This window comes from Leptospira ilyithenensis (genome assembly GCF_004771005.1).
GTDB classification, from domain to species: domain Bacteria; phylum Spirochaetota; class Leptospiria; order Leptospirales; family Leptospiraceae; genus Leptospira_A; species Leptospira_A ilyithenensis.
The window spans coordinates 247,970-266,913 of the sequence record NZ_RQHV01000002.1; the positions used below are offsets into that span (position 1 = coordinate 247,970).

General features: G+C 40.7%; 21 protein-coding genes. 6 read left to right on the plus strand and 15 right to left on the minus strand.

Translation table 11 applies throughout. From position 1 onward, the window contains the following. Nucleotide 1: 1 nt before the first annotated feature. Entirely contained in the window at nt 2-1,597 is a 1,596-nt protein-coding gene (locus tag EHS11_RS01520; protein ID WP_246047496.1) for a peptidase MA family protein, read from the plus strand. Here the strand turns inward: EHS11_RS01520 and EHS11_RS01525 are convergent. The 3 genes from EHS11_RS01525 to EHS11_RS01535 all read right to left on the minus strand — a co-directional run bounded on the left by EHS11_RS01525 (nt 1,521) and on the right by EHS11_RS01535 (nt 3,537). Next, nucleotides 1,521-2,573: a DUF1574 domain-containing protein gene (locus EHS11_RS01525; RefSeq protein ID WP_135762643.1), complete on the minus strand. Its 1,053-nt coding sequence runs from the start codon at nt 2,571-2,573 to the stop codon at nt 1,521-1,523. The two genes, EHS11_RS01520 and EHS11_RS01525, sit on opposite strands and share 77 nt — an antisense overlap. A 98-nt stretch (nt 2,574-2,671) precedes the next feature. Then, nucleotides 2,672-3,034 carry a PLU-1-like domain protein gene (locus EHS11_RS01530; protein ID WP_109022340.1) on the minus strand — a complete coding sequence of 121 codons (363 nt, stop codon included), beginning with the start codon at nt 3,032-3,034 and terminating at the stop codon, nt 2,672-2,674. Nucleotides 3,035-3,090: 56 nt separating this feature from the next. Further along, a complete protein-coding gene (locus EHS11_RS01535) occupies nt 3,091-3,537 on the minus strand; it encodes an SRPBCC family protein (protein WP_135762678.1) in 447 nt (148 codons plus the stop codon). A 118-nt stretch (nt 3,538-3,655) separates the two neighbouring features. Here EHS11_RS01535 and EHS11_RS01540 point away from each other — a divergent pair, with 118 nt between their 5' ends. Next, nucleotides 3,656-4,303, plus strand: a complete 648-nt coding sequence (locus tag EHS11_RS01540; protein WP_135762644.1) for a Pr6Pr family membrane protein — start codon at nt 3,656-3,658, stop codon at nt 4,301-4,303. Continuing rightward, the gene (locus EHS11_RS01545) at nt 4,293-4,802 is read left to right on the plus strand and encodes a DinB family protein (RefSeq protein ID WP_135762645.1); all 510 of its coding nucleotides are present in this window, start codon (nt 4,293-4,295) and stop codon (nt 4,800-4,802) included. The genes EHS11_RS01540 and EHS11_RS01545 overlap by 11 nt, the downstream gene beginning before the upstream one ends. 21 nt (nt 4,803-4,823) lie before the next feature. Here EHS11_RS01545 and EHS11_RS01550 read toward each other — a convergent pair whose 3' ends face one another. The 8 genes from EHS11_RS01550 to speE form a co-directional block, all read right to left on the minus strand. Continuing rightward, nucleotides 4,824-6,005 (minus strand): SAM-dependent methyltransferase, encoded by a 1,182-nt coding sequence (locus EHS11_RS01550; protein WP_135762646.1) that lies wholly within the window; start codon nt 6,003-6,005, stop codon nt 4,824-4,826. A gap of 94 nt (nt 6,006-6,099) precedes the next feature. Beyond that, complete coding sequence (locus tag EHS11_RS01555; protein WP_246047498.1) at nt 6,100-6,912, minus strand: DUF1365 domain-containing protein; 813 nt, start codon at nt 6,910-6,912, stop codon at nt 6,100-6,102. Beyond that, nucleotides 6,909-8,177, minus strand: a complete 1,269-nt coding sequence (locus EHS11_RS01560; protein ID WP_135762647.1) for an NAD(P)/FAD-dependent oxidoreductase — start codon at nt 8,175-8,177, stop codon at nt 6,909-6,911. Before EHS11_RS01560 ends, EHS11_RS01555 begins: the two co-directional genes overlap by 4 nt. Nucleotides 8,178-8,246: 69 nt before the next feature. Beyond that, nucleotides 8,247-9,074 carry an orotidine-5'-phosphate decarboxylase gene (gene pyrF, locus EHS11_RS01565; RefSeq protein WP_135762648.1) on the minus strand — a complete coding sequence of 276 codons (828 nt, stop codon included), beginning with the start codon at nt 9,072-9,074 and terminating at the stop codon, nt 8,247-8,249. Then, nucleotides 9,075-9,932: a hypothetical protein gene (locus EHS11_RS01570; protein ID WP_135762649.1), complete on the minus strand. Its 858-nt coding sequence runs from the start codon at nt 9,930-9,932 to the stop codon at nt 9,075-9,077. It abuts the gene before it with no gap. Beyond that, complete coding sequence (locus tag EHS11_RS01575; RefSeq protein WP_135762650.1) at nt 9,929-10,609, minus strand: hypothetical protein; 681 nt, start codon at nt 10,607-10,609, stop codon at nt 9,929-9,931. Before EHS11_RS01575 ends, EHS11_RS01570 begins: the two co-directional genes overlap by 4 nt. Continuing rightward, nucleotides 10,599-11,861, minus strand: coding sequence for a hypothetical protein (locus EHS11_RS01580; RefSeq protein WP_135762651.1), 1,263 nt, complete (start codon nt 11,859-11,861; stop codon nt 10,599-10,601). The genes EHS11_RS01575 and EHS11_RS01580 overlap by 11 nt, the downstream gene beginning before the upstream one ends. Nucleotides 11,862-11,867: 6 nt before the next feature. Further along, nucleotides 11,868-12,713, minus strand: coding sequence for a polyamine aminopropyltransferase (speE, locus tag EHS11_RS01585; protein WP_135762652.1), 846 nt, complete (start codon nt 12,711-12,713; stop codon nt 11,868-11,870). Nucleotides 12,714-12,871: 158 nt separating this feature from the next. Here speE and EHS11_RS01590 point away from each other — a divergent pair, with 158 nt between their 5' ends. After that, on the plus strand, nt 12,872-13,981 hold the full coding sequence (locus tag EHS11_RS01590) for a TMEM43 family protein (RefSeq protein WP_135762653.1): 1,110 nt from the start codon (nt 12,872-12,874) through the stop codon (nt 13,979-13,981). Nucleotides 13,982-14,102: 121 nt separating this feature from the next. After that, nucleotides 14,103-15,335 (plus strand): TCR/Tet family MFS transporter, encoded by a 1,233-nt coding sequence (locus tag EHS11_RS01595; RefSeq protein ID WP_135762654.1) that lies wholly within the window; start codon nt 14,103-14,105, stop codon nt 15,333-15,335. On the opposite strand, the gene EHS11_RS01600 is transcribed toward EHS11_RS01595, so the two are convergent. The 4 genes from EHS11_RS01600 to speD all read right to left on the minus strand — a co-directional run bounded on the left by EHS11_RS01600 (nt 15,327) and on the right by speD (nt 18,219). Continuing rightward, a complete protein-coding gene (locus EHS11_RS01600) occupies nt 15,327-16,247 on the minus strand; it encodes a cation diffusion facilitator family transporter (protein ID WP_135762655.1) in 921 nt (306 codons plus the stop codon). The genes EHS11_RS01595 and EHS11_RS01600 overlap by 9 nt on opposite strands. 11 nt (nt 16,248-16,258) lie before the next feature. Further along, nucleotides 16,259-16,540: a metal-sensitive transcriptional regulator gene (locus tag EHS11_RS01605; RefSeq protein WP_135762656.1), complete on the minus strand. Its 282-nt coding sequence runs from the start codon at nt 16,538-16,540 to the stop codon at nt 16,259-16,261. Nucleotides 16,541-16,665: 125 nt separating this feature from the next. Further along, nucleotides 16,666-17,550 (minus strand): S-adenosylmethionine decarboxylase, encoded by an 885-nt coding sequence (locus EHS11_RS01610; protein ID WP_425460525.1) that lies wholly within the window; start codon nt 17,548-17,550, stop codon nt 16,666-16,668. 279 nt (nt 17,551-17,829) lie between these two features. Then, nucleotides 17,830-18,219, minus strand: a complete 390-nt coding sequence (speD, locus tag EHS11_RS01615) for an adenosylmethionine decarboxylase (protein WP_109022356.1) — start codon at nt 18,217-18,219, stop codon at nt 17,830-17,832. Between the two features lie 169 nt (nt 18,220-18,388). Between speD and EHS11_RS01620 the strand changes: the two genes are divergently transcribed. Next, nucleotides 18,389-18,826: a hypothetical protein gene (locus EHS11_RS01620; protein WP_135762658.1), complete on the plus strand. Its 438-nt coding sequence runs from the start codon at nt 18,389-18,391 to the stop codon at nt 18,824-18,826. The last annotated feature ends 118 nt before the right edge of the window (nt 18,827-18,944 follow it).

The following is an 18,944-nucleotide window of genomic DNA, read 5'->3' on the forward strand; positions in this document are numbered from 1 at the left end:
AGTGGTTTCCTTGTTAAACAAATCCAGAATCAAATCAATCAGGAATTATTTTCTCTTATCATTTATTGCTTTATGGTTTTCCTTTTGTAATATAAAGACTCCATTTTCGGGGAAAGAGTCATCCAATGATAATAATTTACTACTGGGAGTGGCCTTATATACAGTATTTGCAAATAGCGGAAACTGCGAAACCGGAGGAGATCTTTGGGCAAGAAATATCCAAACACAAAGTTCATACTGCGTTCCGGTCGAGTTAGTCGCTTCCAATACCAAAGTCGATGTTTATAAGGAACGCGGTCTTTCCGTAAATTACGATTTGCAAACATTCGGAAAAGAATTCAACGATACCACCTATCCTAAATTAGTTTCCACATTCGGAGAGCCCTCGGATGTGGATAAAAGCGGAAAAATAAAAATTTTGGTTTTGGACATTCGTGACGGTGCGACAGCAAACTCATCTTATGTGGCCGGATTTTTCGATCCTGTAAATTATTTTGCAGACCAGCCCGGGACCAGTTTGCGATCCAATTATGCCGAAGTACTTTATATGGATGGAAAAGAGCTGATAGATGCTTTGGTGAGTGACCCTACCGCATTTTCTTCCACCGCCGCACATGAATTTCAACATCTAATCCGTTATCCTTACATGGTTGCAACGAGAGCAACCGATGATTCCTGGATCAATGAGGGTACGAGCGAAGTTGCAAGTGATATAGCAGGTTACGGACCCCAGAAATACAGAATCAATTGTTTTCGAGGTGCGGATTCTACAAGATGCCCCAATGGAGTGAATGGTGTGAGTTTTTTAAATTGGTCCACTCAAAGCACTACCTCTTCCGTTATCCTCAAACAATATGCATTTGCTTACGCATTTATGCGTTATCTCTATGATATTTCCGGCAATACGGAAGCGGAAAAGAACGAATTTTTCAGAAAATCCGTTCAAGGGAACAGTATAGGGATCCGTGCAGGTTCCGCAAGTCAGCTAATGTCTGTTTTTCGGGAGTCTTCCAGATTCAATTCCACTCTTTTGGGAACTCTAGGTAGTGATACATTCTTCCGCACTTTTATTCTATTTATGGGACAATCCGCCGGAACTTTGAATTTTACAAGTGTAGAACGGTTTGATGCCAATACAAATCTGGAAACATTGGATTTAAGTGCCGCTTATACCGCTTATCCGTTCGAGTCGACTTTGAACGATATAGTGGCGGGGCCATTGGGTGTCAATACGGCAACAGGAACTCTTTCTTTTTCCCAAGGTTCAGGTTATGCGTTTACCGGCAATTACAGTCTGTCAGGTTATGGCAGTACGAAATATCCCAACATGACAACTGTTAAATCTGCCGGCAATTCCAAATCCGTTCTGGCTTGGGCTGCTTATTCGACCAGCGTTAGTACTTCCGTGAAAAACGGAAGCGCAACGAGTACAAAATCGGAAGAAGCGAATAACCGTTACAAATCTATCATCCTGGGAGACACGACCACGGAAGGAGCCTTGCCTGTTTGCGGGACTCAGTTTATAAACGATGAGCCTCATATCTACGAAAGTATTCCGTTAGAACAGCCCTCATCAAAGAGTGGTAACACTCCTTAGCTACGTGGCCTCCGTCGGCGAACGCATTACAAGAATAAGACGGCTCATCCTTCAATTTCATGATTTTTTGACCGTAATTGGAACTTAAAAGATCCACTCTTTCTTCCCAGGTCTTGACCAATTTCTCCTTATGAACCAGTTTTTCGAAATTGGGTGAAGACGTGGGCCAAATGATAATGGATTTGATTTTTTCGGATTGCAGTCTGGATAAAATTTTCTCGTAAAAACCGTATTGCATTTCACTCGGATGATAAGAAGCGAATAACCAATCCAAAGTCCTATGGCTTGTGAGTTCCAGAACGTTTGCATCTTTCTCCACATAATTGTCAATAGGTGAAAGACCATGCCCGTTGTTTTTTACTATAAAGTCGAAAGTAGTCTGGTTCATGGACAAAAACCCGGCTAGTTCCGGATTTCTATAATTTTTCCACATCTGATCCACATACGGTTTATAAGTACCGACTGCAAATAACTTCCTTCCCAGAAAAAAAGATACATTGTCCTTTCCGAAAAGATTCATGTTTTTCAATACATAAGGCAAATCGAAGCTATAGGTGAGATTTGAAATTTTAAATATGGAATTATGATTGAACTGATTGGGATCGGTTTCCATCAAAACCAGATCGGGAACCACACCCGAATCCAAAAGCCGGGTTAGCTGATAGTCATAATAAGCCGGAGTTGTAACTGCGGAAGATAGATTGTAAATCTCCCAATCCGGATAAAACTCTTTCAGATCTTTGGCATCGAAATAAAGGAGCCTGGATGATCCGAGGATAATCATCAGTTTTTTATCCTTTTTTAAATTCCCCTTTTCTATCAAAGAATCCAGAAGTGCTGTTTTTGCAGAATAATTAACTGCTGTTAAATCAAGCTTGGTTAAAAATCGGATGTAAGGAATGCGGAAAATCGAATCTACAGAAAAAATAAAAATTAATAAAAATATAGGATAAAGAAGGTAAGGTTTCCCTTTCATAAGGTAAACCTAAATATATACGGGGATAAAAGTAAAGCCAATTGAGAGTAGGTCCGGAAGAACCCCGGAGATAATCCCCGGAGCCAGTAAAGAACTCTCTATGCTACTTGAGTTCTTAGCATTTTACGACGTTTCTTCAATCCAAGAAACCAATCGTCAGCGTTTTTAATATGCGATACAAGCTTTTTTACATACTCTCTATTTTCAGGATTCAAGATCTCTCTCGCTTCTTGAACGATTTCTTCAACCGTTTTTACATGAAATGTAAAGTAACTTGTGAAAAGTTCGTAATATTCACGTTCGGTGGTTTCCCACGCATGACTTTGCATGTCATCGTAGAACTCATCTAACATAGGAATATCAACATCTGGCGTCGCATCGAAATGATTGTTCATCATTGCAATACGATCTGTAATGTCCGTCAAATTCTGAAAATAGGATTCTAGTTCGGGAAATTCCAATGAAACCCTCCTTAATAACCTCTACTTTTACCAGGGTTTTAGAAGGAGGCGAGAGATCAAGTTTTTTTTATAAATTTTGTGAAATCTGGTTTTTCAGCTAGAAATGTCACTAGTTTTTCTACCTGGCCGTCCCAGCCTTCTTTTGCGCCATCTAACCAGATGTTAAATGCATCGGAGCTGGGATATCCGCCATTAACAATCGTAAGCTTGGATTTGTTGTCGGAAACGGACTCGAACAGCAATTGTAAAAAAATATCGCCTGCAGGATGATCTTTCCATTCCATCACTAGTTCCTTGCCAGATACGATTTTTTTATAAATCCCTTTTGTGGTGAAATCCCCTTCCAGCCCCAATTTCCAAGTCCAGGAAAACTCCCCCCCTTCCTTGGGTCTCCCTCTCACTTCATCCGCTAGCCAGTGAGTTAACACTTCATAAACGGTAATGGCAGACCAGAGTCTTTCAATAGGTTCGTTAAATTCAAATGTGGATCGTGTTTCCCGCATATTGGGAAGATTGGGCAACCTTCCGGGGATTGGCAATCCGTTTTTCAAAAAGACAGATAGACAATAAAAGATTCTCTCCCTACTATTGGTTATTCAATTTCCTCGAGAAAGTAATAACATGCCTTCCCATCTTTTATTTCAATTTATTTCCTCCGCCATCGGTATCCTGACACTTGCGGCACAGCTCTTTCTTTCTCTTGCAACCGCACATGACAACGGAACATCCTACATTGCCGCTATTGTTCGTTTTTTCAGCTATATGACCATCTGGACAAATGTTCTGATTGCTCTATTCTTCGTACTTTCACTCATCCGTCCTAAATCGAAGTTAAACGGTATTTTTCAAAATCCCATCGTTCAAACAGGGCTTCTTGTTTATATTCTGGTCGTCTCAATCATTTATCATCTATTGCTTTCACGAACCTGGAACCCACAAGGTTTACAGTACATCGTAGATATAAACCTTCATTCTACCGTACCTTTGCTTTATCTGATCTATTGGGTGTTTTACCTGGAAAGAGGAACTCAAAAGTTTAAAAACGCCCTCGTCTGGTTACTTTACCCGATTCTATATGCGACATGGACTTTTTTCCGAGGGGTTCTCATCCAAGAGTATCCTTACCCCTTCATTAATATCATTCAACTAGGCTATGAAACCGTATTTAGAAATTTTTTATTTCTGAGCGGTGCATATTACATTCTTGGAATATTTATCGTTGCAATAGACAGGCTACTTTTCAAGCTTAAGACAGAACATGGACGCTAAAGAACATCTATTGACACTTGCACGTTATCATCAATGGGCAACAGGCCACTTGTTTTTACACATACAAGGGATTCCCGAGGAAGATTATAAAAAAGATTTCGGCCTGTTTTTTAAATCCATACACGGAACACTCAATCATTTGTTAGTTGCCGAAAGACTTTGGTACACTCGGTTTGCCGACAATTTTTCTCCCGTAGTTTCATTGGACAGCGAAGTGGAAAGCAACCGGCTGAAACTGAGAGAATTGGCGATTCATGAATCGGGCAAATGGGAACGTTTCATCCAATCCTTAAACTCGATTCCGAAAAAACTGGAATACAGCACCATGAGGGGGTTTCAGGCTAACTTACCTTACACACTAACACTCGCTCATGTTTTCAATCATGGGACTCATCACAGAGGGCAAATCATTGCCGCCATTACGGCAATGGGTTATTCTTCTCCCGAAATTGATCTCGTGTATATGTTGCAAGCGGAAGAAAAATTCAAGCCAGCTTGAGCTTATACTTTATTTATCCCGTTAGACATTCAGATTGTTCGGCCTTACGTAAACGGATTGGATCACGCTGATATTTCTCATTTGGAATGCTGCGGCACAATATCCCAGATAATATCTCCATTTGCGGATAAATCTTTCGCTATAACCTTGTTCTCTTACTTCTCTCAGATTTTCCTCAAAGGCCTTGGACCATAAACGTAAGGTTCGGACATAATTCAAACCCATATCTTCCAAATGAAATAAATACAGGTCTCCGGTATTATTAATCGCTTCATTCATTCTTCCGATGGAAGGAAGAAGAGAGCCGGGGAAAATATGTTTTTGTATAAAATCAATTCCGTTTTTAAAGGACTGAAACCTGGAATCGGGACAAGTGATCACTTGTAAGGCGAGAATACCGTCTTTGGTCAGAAGTTCCTGACACTTGCCGAAAAAGGATTCATAATAAGCATCCCCGACCGCTTCCAACATTTCTACGGAAACAATTTTGGAAAAACTGCCGAGGATGTCCCTATAATCCTGGATACGAATCTCAATCAAATCGTTTAGATTTTCCTTCTGAATTTTCTCTTTTGCAAATTTAAATTGTTCCTCGGATAAAGTGATCGTAGTCACCTTACAGCCGTAATTCTTTGCAGCATATACAGATAAAAATCCCCAACCGCTTCCGATTTCCAACAAATGATCCTTGTCAGATAACCTTAGTTTCTTGCAAAGCAAATCCACTTTTTTTATCTGTGCTTCTTCCAAACTTTGATCCAGGTTTTCAAAATAGCCGGAACTGTAAGTCATAGTGGGATCCAAAAACAATTTGTAAAAACTGTTTCCAAGATCATAATGTTCCACTATATTCTTCCTACTTCCTTTCAAAGTATTTTTGTGTAGGAAATGCAGAAATTTGTTTCCTAAATTAAATAAATCCAGATGAAATGTTTTCTTTTTTGCTCCTGACAAACCGGGAGAATCATCCACATTCAAAATAAACCAGGAAATTACATTTTCAATGCAATCCGTAGTCCATTCGTCCAAAAGATAAGATTCGGAAAATCCTATATCTCCATGAAGGACGGCTCTTTTGAAAAATCTAGGATCTTTGATATGAATCATCCCGGAATGAAACTTGGGAGAAAAATCCGAATCATGATCACCTAGCAGTCGATTGGTTCCATCAGGAAGAATCAACCTGAGTGATCCTTTTTGCATACTGCTCAGTGCTTTGAAAAATATCTTTTCGAAAATCGGATATTGTTTTAATTGCTCCGCCTTCGATGATTCTATAAAAAAAACCTTTTCAGTCTTATTTTTCGAGAGAGACCGGTTCACTGACTTGTCCACGGGAAACTCCTGTTTGTTTATCTGGATTCTCATCTTTTTTTATATAAGGTATTTTTCTGATCCATAACTTGACTGCTTGCCAATGGATCAGAGCTATTATTTTGACTGTAGCGAAAGGATATTGGCAAAAAAGAATGAGCAAGTTTTTATCATTAAAGGAAATTTTTTTTCCAAGAAAGGACATAGTGAGAATCCTTTCTCCTTCTTCCCAAGAATCCACACCGATTTTCAATTCTTCTTTTGGAAAATTAAGTCTGAATTCGAATTCCGAATCAAGAGGTATGAACGGTGATACGTAGAAGTTTTTCTTTGCTCTTAAATGAATTTGAGGATCGGAGATCGTTCCTTTTGCACCCGAATTCACCAAACCGAGATAAGGTTTTATTTCCCCGAATGTATTGCCCACTTCGGGAACGGAACAAATCAATGTTCCCGATTCAGAAAAACAAAAATAGAAACTGACAGGATTGAAAACATAACCTAGAATTCGGAGATTTGTGAGCAAAAATATTTTGCCAATCGAATCCCGGATGCCGGATGCAGCCAAAAATTCTTTTACGTTTTCATATATATCCTTTTTTCCGAACTGAAGATGGTCTTTGTCATAGAATGAAAAAAAACCGAACCGATTTCTGCGAAATAGAAAAGAATTGCGATTCAAATCATCTAATTCTTGTAAGTTGACAAGGAAAGTAAAAACTCCGTACGTAAATTGATTTTTAATAGGTCTGGTCCTAGTATGCGAGACCGATGCCTTGTAAATAGCCGAATTCATTTCCAAGGATCCCGCTTTAAAATGGACTCTGCAACATTAACCGCAGATAAAAATCCGTCTTCATGAAACCCATATCCGGAATAAGCCCCTGCATAATAGATCGGACCTTCCTCGTTCAACTTGGGAAATCTTTTCTGGGCTTTTGCATTTTCCACGGAAAACAAAGGATGTTCATACTCGACTTCACGAATGATATCTTCCTTTTTGATTCGTCCGGGATCGTTGATGGTTACAAAATAATTTTGATTCTTAGAAACATTCTGCAAACGATTCATCCAGTAGATTGTAAATGGTTTTCGGTTTCCATCCTTGTCTTTTATGATTTTGTAATTCCAACTGGACCAACAGAGTTTCTTTTTAGGCATATCCGATTCATCCGTATGAAGTGTCACCGTATTTTTTTGATAGGTGAAAAGAGGGAGGAGCTCCCTTTCCAAGTGAGTCGGATCGCCCAATAATTTTGCAGAAGTATGCCCGTGTGTTGCAAGAATCGCCTTATCGAAAATCTCCGAAGAACCGTTCTCCAACACTACTCTTACTTTTCCATTTTCACGTAACACTTGCTTTATGCCTGAATTGACACGAATCCTGTCCGAAAAATCTTTCGTAATCAACTTTACATACTCTCTTGATCCGCCGTCCACGGTCCACCATTGGTGCTGGCTATTCAGTCCTAAAAATCCGTGATTATAAAAAAACCGAACGAGCGATTTGACGGGAAAAGACAAGATTAGACCGGGAGGTGTGGTCCAAACGGCGGAACTCATAGGAATCAGATAATAATCAAGTATATCCTCACCGTAACCGTTTTCTTTCATATACTCGCGCAAATCCCAGTGGTCGTATTTGGGATTCTCCAGTATTTGGGGAGCCGTTTCATTGAAACGATTGATCTCAAGAAGCATTTTGACAAACTGAAGATTGAAAAAATTCTTTTTTTGTGCAAAAAGACCGTTCAAACCGGAACCACAAAACTCTAGTTTTGTGGGATCATATTGGACACTGAAGGACATATCCGATTTTTTTGTGGGAACACCGAGTCTATCGAATAAACGAAGCAGATTCGGATAAGTGACATGATTGAATACGATAAATCCGGTATCGATAGGAATCTCTTTTCCGTTTTCCAAAACATCTACGGTATTTGTATGACCGCCCGTATAATTTTCTTTTTCAAACAGAGTTAGATCGTATTCTTTGGACAAAAAATAAGCAGCTCCCAACCCGGATATGCCTGTTCCTATGATCGCCAATTTTTTTTTCACATTTGCCTCTTGGTCTATGTTTAGACAAAACGGCAATAAAATCGGAAGAAATTTTTTGCGAGGATCTCTTTAATGAAAGAGGTGATTCATCTGGGTTTGGATCTCCAAAGCTTTCTCTTTTGCCAATCGGGAAAATCCATCTTCTCTGGAAAGCAATGTCACCCCACGGGAAGAATTGATGATTGAGTTTTTGCCGCTCGCCCAATAAATTTCTTCCAGACTTGCTCCTTGTGCCCCGTATCCCGGAATCAGAAAAAACAAATCGGGATGACGGTTTCTGATTTTTTTGAGTTCCGCAGGATGGGTTCCCCCTACGACGATACCCACTTGTCCCGGATACTCTTCACCAAGTTTTGCGGCAAAGTCGGACATCTCTTCGTATAAAAATTCATTATTTTTTTTAAGAACTAACTTTTGTAAGTCGCTAGAGGAAGGATTGGAAGTAAGACAAAGTATGAATATATATCCCCCTGCATCCAAATAAGGAAGAAGAGTATCCCTTCCCATATAAGCGTTTACAGTAAGCGCATCCACTCCCAAAGTTTCAAAATAATATTTTGCATATTCTTTTGAAGTATTTGCCAAGTCTCCTCTCTTCGCATCGGCAATGATGGGAACCTCCGGGCAAACGGTTTTGCAAAGTTCAACATAGAGTTCGAATTCCTTAAATCCTTTGGAACCGAATCTTTCAAAAAATGCCACATTCGGTTTCCAAGAAGTGGCGTAAGTATGAGTCGCTTCCACAATCTCCTTACTGAAATGAAAGAGAGGTGTCTCCGACTTTAAACTGGAAAAAGGAAGCTTTTCCCATTCCGGGTCGAGGCCAATGCACAAAAGAGAAGACAGTTCTTCTCTTCGTTTGATGAACTTTTCTTGAAATTTTGAAACGTTAGACACTTATTTTACTCTTTTATTTCTTTCTTCCATTTGGGAGGGAATACTTCTTTTTTTCCATCTACCGTAGACATGACCCGGCAATACGGTAACTGCCGTTATGGGGCTAGGGACCAAATCCCCGATCGCTCCGCCTATATAAGTCGAATAAGCGGGAAAAAGCAATTCGTGAGATTCTTCCAATTGTTTGGAATCTTCATTTTCCGCAAAATAATTGATCGCATCATCACTTGCACGGGCTTCATGGTAAAGAGAACCTACGACAGGGACTGCATAAGCCAGGGAATACCAGGTTCTGTATTCCCTTTGTGCGAAATCCTTGGCATGTCCTCCTTCATGAATGACAACTGCCGGCAGATCGGAGTATACATTGATCGTATTCGTATAAGGATTATAATGGTCTCCGCCTACAAATCCCGCAAGCAATCTATCAGGCAAAAAAGTATAGGACAATAACGAAATGGATCCTATTATGTATTTTACGAATGGATTTATACTTTCATTTTTGGCGAGCCTTTTCCATTCGGACAAAGGTGCGTATTGATTGAATCTTACTTTAACATCACGTAAGTTGTTTTGTTTGATGTATTTGATCAGGTACTGCTTCGTTTCTTCCGAAAAATGATGATTCGTCATTTTCCTGTTCCACAAAATCAATTTTGTAGGGAGGGAAAAAAAATAATTTCCTATCGTATCGACAATCCAAACAGGTTCCCCTTCTTCAAACTGAGGATCATCTTCTTCAAAATACGGGGAAGGATGATAGGGATTCCCGTAATTATATTTTTTTTCTATCGAATAACAGTTATTACATACAATTAAAATCAGAAAAAGAAAGATAAAGGTCGATTTTCGGTTCATAACTCTTCCAGAATCTCCTTAAGTTTCGGATCGGGAACAGTAGGCAGAGAGTTCAGATTCGGTTCTTTTTTTGTCGGATGAAAATCCGATTCATTTTCCAGAAATTGAAAAAAAGCCTCCAAAGCATTTCTACCCAATTGATTCAACTGATCCTGCCGGTTGCCTCGAAATCCCATATAAGGCACATACCAAATCAAAGGAACAACCGTTAGGCTGCTTCCCAATAAATAACAATTCGTTACATTGGAATCGATTTTATCTTCGTATTCGAAATTCGAGGCCTTGCCTCTTCCGACTTGCACCAAGGCCGACATCTTCACATGAACTTCGTTGGAAAAACATTTATCAAGGGATTCCAATTGAAATTTTGTAATTTCAATCTTGGCACCTTGAAAAAGACCTGGGTATCTGGATTTGCGGATGCTGATCTCTTTTTGAATGAGATAGCTCAAACTTCCGTATTCATTATACAAATCATCCGCACTTACGAAATAACCGTCATACAGCGCAAACCTTTGAAGATTTTCATTTGGAGTAATAATTGTTAGTTTCTTATCGAAAGTAACCAACTCAAAAGGGGCCTCTTCCGGGAAAGGTCGATACACCCGAATGGAAATTCCACACTCGGAAAAGAAAAGAAACAAAACCGATATAAGCAACAAAAATCTAAAACGCATAACTGTATCCGATGAATATATTAGAAACCCCGAAGTATCTTCCGATTCGTCTTCCGTTTCCGTCAGCTTCGTAAACTCCGGAAGACTTGTACCAATCCATTACCGCAGTTCCGTATGTTTCCGGACTCAAAGCATAAAAATTCGGCATCTTGGACTCATTCGCTTTCCATGCATAACTTGTAGATTGAACTCCAAGACTCAATCTATGTTGGTTGAATAATAAAACCGAATATATAAAATTCAAATCTATTCCTGTAACGGTCATCTCCAAAGGTTTGTTAGACTGAATGGAATACCGATCCAAAGAATTTCCCGGAGTTCCGAAACCGCCTTCTTTGGTTACCGATCTCTGATAATCCAAACGCCCGAGAGGAGTTACAAAAATATCCGCACCAACTTCCAATCTCATAATCTTTTCAAAAGCATGATAAAAACGAAAACCCGCGCTAGGGGCCAAATACCTGGATTGTTCACGTAAATCCCCCGCTTGCCCCAATGTGGCGGATAAATAGGAAGAATCCGTTTTCCAACTTCCACCACGAAGTCCGAAATCCCAGCTAAACCAACTATCTTTTGTTAGCTCCTCATAAATTTTTATGACAAACCTATGATCCTGCATTCTGTATCTGGTTTCGTAATTGGCAAATTGAAACGGGCCTACAAGTCCCCACGCATAATGCGTAAAAGAAGATTGAAAAGGTAAAGAAGTATATTCAAATCCCCATTTTTTACTATCATGCCGGTAAGAAAACGAGTAGGAAGGAAGTTTCGATGACAGAAACTTCGGTTCTTCCACTACGGGAAGTACGGAGCCGTTTTGATAAGGAATATTGCTTCTCGGAAAAAAAAGATCCCCTGCTTGAAAGGCAAGCTTTCCGTCTTTATGAAGCCAATCGGTTCCGCCACCGAAACTCATAACGGAATTGTTACCTCTGATTCCGAATTCCCAGGTTCCGCCGAAAAACGGCTGTTTGCCTGACTCAAGCGGATGGGAGATATCTTTGGGATCTCTCAAATAAACATATCTTTTTTCCAGGTAAAAATTCTTTTTTCGGATTTGGATCGCACGAAGACGTTTCGTTTCTGCAAGAGGAAGATCGCCCGTTTTTTCCAGATCTTCGGCTTCTAACTCAAGTTTGATTGCTTCAGATTCTTGAGAATATAGAACGGACGGAGAAAAGAGAAATAAATGGAATAGGACAATCCCTCCAAAACCTATGGAGCAGATATTTTGGAAAGGATGTCTTTTCAAGATGGATTACCGTTTTCTTTTGATATACGCCTTTGCGAATTCTGGCAATACAAAAGCTGCTTTGTGAATCTCAGGACTATAATATTTCAGTCCTTTCGGTAAACGGGAAATATCGGGTGTTACTGAATACGGATCAATCGCATTGGAAAGAAATGTAAATCCGATGATCCCGGACGGGTAAGTCGGAATCGTAGTGTAATAGTATCCGTATTCCGGAAAAATCTTTGGAATAAATTCGAATAGAGATGAAATTACGTCTCCGTGATACCAAAAGGATTCCGCTTGCGTTGCAATGATTCCCGTCGGTTTCAATGCGCTCGCCATATCTCTGTAAAACGGTTCTTTGAATAATACTTCCGCCGGGCCTACAGGATCACTGGAATCCACCAAAATCACATCGAAACGGCCTTTGTTTTCACGAGCGAATTTAGCTCCGTCATCATAATGATGAATCACTCTCTTATCTTTCATAGCATCCGCACATTCCGGAAAGTACTGATAACTGATATCCACTACCGCTTTGTCAATCTCACATAATACAACTTCTTTGACCGAAGGATGTTTCAAAACTTCACGAACAGTGCCTCCGTCTCCTCCTCCGATCACCAAAACGGATTCCGGGTTGGGGTGGCTCATCATGGGAATATGAGCAATCATCTCATGATAGGAATGTTCATCCTTATTTGTGACCATGGTCACTCCATCTAGTGTGAACATACGTCCGAAGGATTGAGTCTCGAATACGTCGATTTTTTGAAATGGAGACTGGATGCTATCCAAGGTCTTAGTCACTCTGTAGCTGACTGCCCTCCCTTTTTCCAATTCCAATTTTTCTGTGTACCAAATCTCCATTCTATTCTCCTAGTGACGATTTCCGTGTAATTTCTGCCAGACTGGGGTGCGTGGGTGGGAAGTGTAGTTTTTTTTCCTTAAAAAAGTTCTTTCCAATTTCTCGTAAAGGTTTAGAAACTTGGAGTTTCGAGAAATTAGTTCTGAAAAGGGAGAAAAGAATGTTAGGAAATTTTACGGAAAGTTTGAAAGGTACGGTAGGGGGAGTCGCCCTCCTGATAGCGTCCTTTCCCATCCTGTTTCAAAACGAAGGTTGTGCGGTCGATATAGCCAAAGGACTGGAAGAAGGTGCAGCACTTGTTCAAAGCATTGATGCCAATCAGAACATCGGAAACTACAACGGCAAACTCATTCATGCAAGCGGAGAAGCTAAAGCAGGAGCAAAAATTTCCGACTCTACCTTCGGGATAGAAGTAGGAGCACTTGCACTTTCCAGAGATGTGGAAATGTACCAATGGGAAGAAAAAGTCATGGAAAAGGAAGACAAAACCAAAACATACAGCTACAATGCGGAGTGGTCTGCAAGCAGAGTCAATTCAAGTAATTTTGAACAAAAAAAAGATCATGTCAATCCTGCTTTTCCTTACGAAAGCGATACGATCCGTCCATCTTCGGTGTCTTTGGGAAATCTCAACTTTTCCCAAGCTTTGATCAAATCTATTTCACCTAACTCCGATTTGGAATACGACTCTGCAACCGTAACACGTTTGAAAGCAAAACTGAGCGCGAATGCACAAATCCATGACGGTCAGATCTATATCGGAAAAAATCCTCTCAGCCCGGAAATAGGAGACGTCAGGGTAAATCACCAAGTAGCGCCGGAAGGAACCGTCTCCATTATAGGACTGTTAAACGGTGCAATTGTAAATCCTTACCAAACAAAAAGAGACACAACCATTTTGGTTTTTGACTACGGAACGAAAGACGCCGCAACTATGTTCCAGGAAGAACAGGACGCAAATGTATTCCGCACTTGGGCGGTCAGGATTGCAGGTTTTTTCGCGATGTTCCTCGGCTTTCGTCTGTTATTCGGACCAATTGCGGCGGCCGGCGGATGGATTCCAATCCTCGGAGGAATTCTCGAAATGGGTGTGAGTATCGTCGCGGGAATTCTGGCATTCTCATTCTCTTTTATAACGATCGCCATAGCATGGATCTTTTTCCGACCACTTCTCGGAATCGGATTGCTTGTATTAGGTGGCGGAGCTTTCGCATATTTGCTCTATCAAAAGGGCAAGTTTGGAAACAAACCCGGGATCACAAAAACCTAATTTACCAAATATAAAACCTCCGCAGATTCTTTCTCATTCTTAATGCGGAGGTCAGGAAAAATGTTCACATTTTCGTATTTTCTACTATACATAGGTTACGTATAAAAATAGGCTTACCCAAATGGGAATCTTAAATTCTAAAAATACAAGAACCGCAGCAATCGGTTTTATCTTTACTACCATCCTGATCGATTCTATCGGATTTGGGATCGTCATCCCCGTGCTTCCTAGACTGATCATCGAACTGACAGGGGACTCCATCGGTCAAGCTTCCTCACACGGTGGTTGGCTGATGTTTGCTTATTCTATAGTTCAGTTTTTATGTGCTCCCTTCGTAGGTGCTCTGAGTGACAGATTTGGAAGGAGACCCGTTTTATTGGCCTCTTTATTCGGATTCACCTTGGACTATATCTTACTCACATTGGCGCCAACACTCGTTTGGTTGTTCGTGGGTCGGATCATCGCCGGAATTATGGGCGCAAGTTTCACTACAGCAAATGCTTACATTGCAGATGTTACCGAACCGGAAAAAAGAGCACAAAGCTTCGGAATGATCGGCGTTGCTTTCGGAGTAGGGTTTATCATTGGACCAGTGATCGGGGGGCTACTCGGCCATTTCGGACCTAGGATTCCTTTTCTTGCTGCAGCGATACTAACATTCATTAACTTTTTATTCGGTTATTTCATACTTCCCGAATCTTTGAGCAAAGAGAACAGAAGAGCTTTCTCTTGGAAAAATGCAAATCCGGTAGGAGCGATTCTACGGTTAAAACGTTATCCGCTACTTACAGGACTTATAGGGGTTTTCTTCCTGATGAACCTAGGTTCCCACTCCGTTCAATCCAATTGGGCTTTTTATGTCATCGAAAGATTCAAATGGGATGAAAAGCTGATCGGTATGTCTATCGGAGTCGTAGGTGTTGTGATTGCTTTCGTACAAGGCGGACTTGTGGGCCAGGCGATGAAACGGTTCGGCGCAAAAAAAACAGTCTATATCGGTTTTGTTTTCTTTATCATAGGTTATGTGTTATATGCTTCCGCTACACAGTCATGGATGATGTTCGCAATCACTGTTCCCTATTGTTTGGGCGGAATTGCAGGACCAGCTTTGCAAGGGATTCTTTCTGCCCATATTCCAGCCAATGAACAGGGAGAATTGCAAGGAGCATTGACCAGTCTTATGAGTGTAACTATGATCCTGGGTCCCGTGATGATGGCAGAGACATTTGCCTACTTCACCACAAAGAGCACGGTTTATCTTCCAGGTGCGCCTATGTGGCTCGGTGCCATTCTTACCTTGATCGCATTACTACTTGCCTACAGGTCATTACAGCACGAAGAACAATTAGGTTGATTGAGGCTTGCAAGCCTCTCCTAGGTTTTCGAATTCTAGGGTAACGTGAGTTACTCCCATTTCGTTCAATTTGGACTTGATGGAGTTTTTCATCCGATACCTTAGAGTCTCGAGTTTCGATTTGATCACTATATGGCCGGAATAAACATGAGATTCTCCATCTAACGACCAAAGACGGGAGTCGTGCACGTCTACAATCGACTGATCCAAGGTTTTAATCTGGTTTTCCACATCCGTAACACTTAGATTTTCAGGAACATATTGCAAAAATATCCTTCCTACCTGAATCAGATTGGGAATGGATCTGGATAGTATAAACAAGTTCAAACCGAGAGACAGAAGCGGGTCCAACCAAAACCAGTCCACAATTTTTAAAATCACTCCCATGATCAAAACCAAAGCCCAACCCAGAACATCTTCCAAAAGATGGAGTCTGACTGATTTTTCATTCCATCCACCGGTCGCATTTAACTTTAAAAAGCCGAATCCGTTGACCAAAAAACCCAAAACGGCGAGGCCCAAAACTCCGTTCACTTCCATCGGTTCTGGGTTCCATAATTTACCAAACGAAAAATAGCTCAGTACAATGGCGCTCAATGTTAAGATCAAAGAAGTCACAAATGCGGAAAGAATAGAGAATCTTTTATATCCGTAGGTTAGGTTTTTTGTCTTTCTTTTACCTGATTTTTTTTCCATGACATAAGCAAGACCCAAAGCAAGAGAATCGCCCAAGTCATGAAATCCGTCGGATAACACTGCCATACTGTTTGTGAGTAACCCGCCTACAATCTCAAGAATGGTAAATCCTGCGTTGAGTGCAAATGCCAATGCAATATTTTTCGCCCCCTCTCCTTTTCCATGATCATGATGGTTGTGAGAATGTCCCGAATGCGAATGATGATGAGAACCCATATAATACCTTCCTAATGAATGGTTCGAAAATAATTATCGATCGAGGCCATAAATTCTTTTAAGTCTGTTTTCAATTCAGGACTTTTGGTTTGGGCGAGGATGGAATGAGAAAAATGGTCTTCGATCATAAGTTTTGCTACTTTGGAAAGGGCGGCCTGTACTGCGGCTATCTGATGGATCACATCATTGCAAGGTTTACCCTCTTCCACCATTCTTTTCACGGACTTCAAATGTCCTTCCAACCGGGAAAGCCTGTCCTGGATTTTTTTAGAAGATTCTAATTTTTTGTCCATACTTATATCCCTATCCCCCCCTTGGGGATAGGCAAGTAAAAAATCAACTCTCGGACATAAAAAAGGACCCCGAAAGTTTTGGCTTTCGGGGTCCTTTGGTCAAATCTTAGTTTACGATTCTTTCTTTAGAAACGGTTGCACACGTTGATGCGCATTCCTTTTCCTTCAAAAAACTTGCGGGTAAACTCGGCAGCTACTTTCGGATCGTATCCTTTGCAGGAAAAGATATCGATATAAGCAGTGTTTGTATCATTTGCGAAGTGAGCGGAGATACAAGATGTTTCAATCAATTGAAACATGGAATAACCTGCCACTCTTTCGTCTTCTCCGAAATGAACTACGTGAGTTTCCCCAAATCGTTTCATGTCGATGAGCTCACAAAGTTCCACTACATATCTTTTGATAGCATCTGCATCACGGATCAAAGCACCGCTGCAATCAATTACATCAAGAGAAGTAAGTAGTCCCCAAGCACCTTCTTGGAACATCGGGAAAACTCTGAGATTGGAATCCTCATCAATCTGACGTTGGATGAAATTTGCGAAATTTCCATTGTATCTTTTACGAATGGATTCTGCAAAATCATCGGATTGTTTTAATACGGCACCATTTAACATATAGGAGTCGTAAGTGATTTCTTCACCAGCTTGGATGTCCCGAAGAGCAATCAATTCGATCTGCCCTTGGAATCCGCAATTTGGCTCGGAACTATGACGGATCAAATGCACTGCATCCGGACCGTCATCATGGATTGGATTTACGAGAAATAAATTCTCGGAAATGGGAAGTGCGAATACTTCTTGGCCTAGACTAGAAAGTGCAGAGCTTGGTACAACTTTTCCACCAAATACAGCGACAGTTTCGCCTTTTCTGATAGAAGCATTTGTTTGGACGATCGCCTTGCCTGCCTCATCTTCGAATACTTCCAGATCTTTGTGAAGATAGGAAAACCGATTCACAACATGGTTTCTTGATTTAAGTTTCACTGTGTGAAACCTCCAGTAGCAAATTTGTTAAATTTGAATTCACGCATCCGACGAGGTCGTAGGAAAAAACCCCTAGGTTGGAGGAAGCAGTGAAATCTTGCGCGTTAAAACGCAAATTAGCCCCAGAGAGACCGAGTGAATTGGCCTCCACGAAGGTGTCTGAACTCTTGGATGTTACGGGAGTAACGTCTGTAAAAGTTCCAGAGACGATCTGGTTAGTTTTTTGAGGAAGGGAGCAGAAGAACAATTTTCCATGGGCGAGTTGCCCTGGAGGTTCCTCTTCGACATTTACCTGGTCTTGCATTACGCTCCGACTGGTTTTACTCGGATTTGTTCAACGGGAAGGTTGAGCAGTCCGCGTTTCATCTCGACCACCGAAATAGATTTCGATGCAAACTTCTCTTTCATATACAAAAGAGCCTTGTTGTTGTCGATCAGATCACCACAGGTAAAAACATCGATAGCAGCGTATCCGTATTCGGGCCATGTATGGATGGTGAAATGTGATTCGCTAATCACAACACACCCACTAACGCCGTACGGGTTAAATTGGTGGAAAGTGGAGTTCACAACTGTTGCTCCTGAAACTTCTGCTGCTTCTAGCATAATAGTTTCAACGAGTTCATGGTTGTTGATCATTTCCGGATCGCACTCATAAAGTTCTGCTATTACGTGTTGTCCCAATGCTTTCATCGTTTCTTCGTCTAAAACCTCCTATGGTATAAATTACGAATGACCTTGACCATAAATTCAGCTTGGCGCAAGGGTAAAGAAAATTTTTTTGTTCTGCACAAAAAATAAATTAATTTTACCTATCATTATGACTATTCTCTCGGATAATCCCCAACAAAGTTGAAAAAAAATGAAACAATACTCTAAAATTTTTTATCTTGCAGGCTTCCTCTGTATGCCTCTCTTCATCTTACTTCTCGTTTACGGCTATGTAAAATTAAACCAAATGACAAGTGAGGAGATCTACTGGGGGCATAATCGCTCTTTTGCGTTCGCGCAAGGCTCCCGGGAGGGAAAATTAATCCTACTTTCCATTACAAAACATCGCTGTGACGCCTTACGAGGTTTGGAATGCGGAGAAGGAAAATTGGATTTGGCCGGATATGTACTTCTCAATATCAATCCTTCCCATTCTGAATTTCAAAATTTGATTTCAGATGACAGGTTTGCCGAATTGAAGTCAGGCGAACTTCCGAGATATTATATTCTCAATACAAGCGGAGAAATTCGATTTTCGTCCAAGGAATTGCCCAGTTTGGAAGATATAAGGAAGGTTCGGAAAGAATAAGATTTCAAAATTCTTTCTTTGGATTACACTAAAAAAGGAGGTTTTGTATGAAAACTTCATTCAAACTCTTTTTCCTTCTTTTAGGATTCTGTTTTGTTTCCTTATCCCATTGCAAAAC